The sequence below is a fragment of the Polynucleobacter sp. 35-46-11 genome (assembly GCF_002281105.1).
Window position 1 is genome coordinate 1 of the sequence record NZ_NCFJ01000348.1, and the last position, 2,726, is coordinate 2,726.

Annotated in this window: 4 protein-coding genes and 1 pseudogene; 4 read left to right on the forward strand and 1 reads right to left on the reverse strand. The window is 44.5% G+C overall.

Annotation, left to right across the window (positions count from 1 at the left end; genetic code table 11):
- Positions 1-679 (reverse strand): annotated as a pseudogene (locus B7Y67_RS14685) (hypothetical protein); the annotation flags it as partial.
- Positions 680-875: 196 nt separating this feature from the next.
- On the opposite strand from B7Y67_RS14685, the gene B7Y67_RS14690 reads away from it, so the two are divergent.
- The 4 genes from B7Y67_RS14690 to B7Y67_RS14705 all read left to right on the forward strand — a co-directional run.
- Complete coding sequence (locus B7Y67_RS14690; protein ID WP_215302723.1) at positions 876-1,064, forward strand: hypothetical protein; 189 nt, start codon at positions 876-878, stop codon at positions 1,062-1,064.
- Between the two features lie 122 nt (positions 1,065-1,186).
- Entirely contained in the window at positions 1,187-1,603 is a 417-nt protein-coding gene (locus B7Y67_RS14695) for a surface-adhesin E family protein (protein WP_293599280.1), read from the forward strand.
- Between the two features lie 9 nt (positions 1,604-1,612).
- Positions 1,613-2,371 carry a hypothetical protein gene (locus B7Y67_RS14700; protein ID WP_215302727.1) on the forward strand — a complete coding sequence of 253 codons (759 nt, stop codon included), beginning with the start codon at positions 1,613-1,615 and terminating at the stop codon, positions 2,369-2,371.
- 41 nt (positions 2,372-2,412) lie between these two features.
- Positions 2,413-2,726: hypothetical protein (locus B7Y67_RS14705; RefSeq protein WP_293599281.1), on the forward strand; the 314-nt coding region annotated here is incomplete at its 3' end.

Consider the following 2,726-nt stretch of genomic DNA (forward strand, 5'->3'; position numbering starts at 1 on the left):
TGGCAAGTTGCCAGTCATCTGCATTGCCTTGTTGCTCATCTAGAATGCGATCAATTTGTAAAGAAAGGCACTCTGCAAGATTGCGCGCACCAACTCCTGGGGGGTCAAGGAGCTTGAGTTGACTTAGTCCATGCTCTAAAAGTTCGGCAGAGTTCAGGTCTTGATCTTGGAGTAGAGCTCCAATCTCTGTATTAATGGTCTCTATATCGTCTATCAAATAACCCCTCTCATCAAGGCATCCAGCTAAGTACGTCAGAATCGACTGTTCTTGAGGGGGGGTATGAAGTAAATGAATTTGCTCTTCTAAGTGTTCAAGCAGGGTTTGTTGATGGGCAACTCTTTCATAGCGCTCTACCCAGTCTTCATCATCTTGGCTTGACTGGCTGGTATTGGACCAATTGTTCTGTGGAGTTTCGATTCGTTCGTTTGATTGACTGAGATTGGACTCAATTTCAGGGTTGGGCTCAAATTCTAGGAGCGGATTGTCTTCTGCGGCCTTGGCTAATTCTTGCTCCAGCTCATTATTGGACAGCTGAAGTAGTTTGATGGCCTGCTGTAGTTGCGGGGTAAGGCTTACCTGAGTACTCAGGCGGTTATTCAGTGAGATGGCCATATTGCTACCTACCGAAGTCCAGTAGGTGAGGTGATCCGGGCGCGCCCTGGGATTGGGCGGTGCCAATCCTCAATTGCAGTGAATACAGTTCCGAGTGCATAACACCATTCTAACCATAAATTTTGTGTAAATACCTATACAAATTAAAGGCTTAAGCGTTATATCTTGCTAGATTCCAATTGATGGGATAAAAATTGTCTAATCGAAGCAGTCTATTTAGCCGTATTAAAATCACCAGAGAATAAAAGAGACATTTCACATTATGGAAAATCCAGTCATTACCGAGCATCGCATTCGTGGCGAGCGTTTCTATACGATTGAAAAGAGTAGCAAAATTGCGTTTTATACGACCAATATCGCTGCTGCACGCTACTGGGTAAAGCATGTCATTGATGGGGAGTCTATCCCTTTGCCGGCTGAAGAGGGTGGTCTGGAGACCCCTCAATCCTAATTAGGGTTTTAGTATTGACAGAGTTGGCCTTGCCCAATAACTGATCACTACAACTTGTTCTAAGTTGGGGTGCTTTTACCCCCTAGATATCCGTATAATTGCCAATTTAGATGGTTTTCACCATGGGCAAGCCTTTTTCGATCAATCTCGTTGTATTAGTTCTCTCCAGTTTTTTTGGGGTGAGCTTGGCGTATGCGCAGGCAAACGACGATTTGGTTACGGTGCTTGACGGTAAGCACTACACCATTGCTTACTACAAAAGTTCTATCAAGTTATTGCCGCCTGACTGGAAAAAGGTTTGGATCATTACAAATCGAAAATCGAGTGATGGACAGTCTCGAGTAGCGTCAGTTCGTCGCAATATTCTTTTTAACTGCGCGCGTAATACCTACTCCACTTTAGCAACCGTCAATTATGCAGAGCCTATGGCAGGGGGCAAGCCAATGCTGCAAACCGGTTCTGGTTTCGAGTTAAATGATGAGCCAGTTCCCGAGGAAAGTCCTTTAGCAATTGTGCAGAGTCAAGTTTGTGCGCCTTAATTCAATCTCATGAAATTTAATATATTCCCTCCTGAAGCGCTGAAAAGCATTGAACCTAAGTTTCATGTAGAGCCTCGTGCGATTGCAAAAACAATCGAGCGCGAGCTTCACAAAAAGCCGCTTGCTGGTTTATTTACACTTGATGGATCAGCAAGAGAATTGCCTGTATCGTTGTTGGATATTGCGCAAGGCTTATTGGTGATGAAGCCTCTAATCAAGCCTGAAGGTGGTCTGACTGGTTTAGTCGGCGGTCAAAGACTGGTTGTGCTGTGTGGCGACACTGGCAAGATGCAATTTTTAGCGAACAATCTCAAGTTAACTGAAGACGGCAATCTCACATGCCCCTTGCCGGCCGATTTAATTTTGATTCAGCGTAGAAAAGAATTCCGTACCTTAGGTCCCGGTGATGAGGACTTGAGCTTTGTCCTTTGCTTGGGTGCGGGCCAGGAATTACTAACGAAGGTAATTGATATTTCTGATCATGGAATGTTGTTAGATATTCGTTTGGGTGCAACTGAAGTAGAGGTTGGCCGGTATTGGCATTCTGGCTATTTTGAGCGCTTGAAATCACGCTCTACTACGATTGATCTTGTAATTAAGAACGTTCGTCCGGGAGCGGCAATGGATCGCATTCGTGCGGGCTGCGAACTATATGAACCTAATAGGATGGTTCTAAAAGAGTTTGAAAGTACGCGCAGCGCTATCGAGAATGCTAGAGTTCAAGGTCGCCTTAATCGATGGTATCTAGGGGCATCGTGGCATGAATAATTTCGCTCCATGTGATTATCAAATATCCGAATGAATTGACTATGAGCCTATTTGCCAACTTCACCACCGGAAAACTCATCATGATCATCAGTGCGCTGATGTTCATTGTGTTGCTATATTTTTTTATCAAAGATTTTTACGGCAGGGTCGTTGAGGACGTCAAGACCAATGGAATTGGTCCTGAACCCATTGAACCGGTAGTGGTCGCAAGCCTTCAAAAAACGCATCAGCTTGAAGAAGTGATTAATCAAAAAATTGCCAACATGAAGTTAGACCTCATGGCGGAGCGTTTGCGTATTACATCAACAGCTGAAGTCTTAAAAAACCTTGCTGTTGAGCGACACCTTCCAGAGAC

Excerpts from the sequence above, each read along its gene's own strand:
- B7Y67_RS14690 (WP_215302723.1), top strand. The coding sequence starts at position 876 with ATGGAAAATCCAGTCATTACCGAGCATCGCATTCGTGGCGAGCGTTTC.
- B7Y67_RS14695 (WP_293599280.1), top strand. The coding sequence starts at position 1,187 with ATGGGCAAGCCTTTTTCGATCAATCTCGTTGTATTAGTTCTCTCCAGT.
- B7Y67_RS14700 (WP_215302727.1), top strand. The coding sequence starts at position 1,613 with ATGAAATTTAATATATTCCCTCCTGAAGCGCTGAAAAGCATTGAACCT.